General features: G+C 77.5%; 1 protein-coding gene. It reads left to right on the top strand.

The window, feature by feature from the left end; all coding sequences use genetic code 11:
- Nucleotides 1–426: acyl carrier protein (locus ACFV0G_RS38660; protein ID WP_380558359.1), on the top strand; the 426-nt coding region annotated here is incomplete at both ends.

Genomic DNA, 426 nt, shown 5'->3' with positions numbered 1-426 from the left:
GGCTCCGAGCTGGCCGGCCGGCTGTCGGCCCAATCGGCCGCGGACCGGGAGCAGACCCTGCTGGACCTGGTCCGCGCCCGGATCGCCGCCGTCCTCGGCTACGCCGACGCGGGCGAGGTCGACGCCGGCCGGGCGTTCAAGGAGCTCGGCTTCGACTCACTGACCTCCGTCGAACTGCGCAACCAGCTCAACGGCGCGACCGGTCTGCGGCTGCCCGCGACTTTGGTCTTCGACTACCCGACCCCGGCCGCCCTCGCCGCCTTCCTGCTCACCGAACTCCTCGCCGACCTGATCGGCGAGGACGCGGAGCCAGCGGCCGCCGTCCCGGTCGTGGGGGGGGGGGGGGGGCGGGAGGGGGGGGGGGGGCCGCGGTGCCAGGAGGGGGCGGCGGGGGGGGGGCGCGCCGGAGCGGGGCGGGGTGTGTGT

This window comes from Kitasatospora sp. NPDC059571, from assembly GCF_042735675.1.
Taxonomy (GTDB): Bacteria; Actinomycetota; Actinomycetes; order Streptomycetales; family Streptomycetaceae; genus Kitasatospora.
This window is presented reverse-complemented; position numbering and strand designations above follow the sequence as displayed.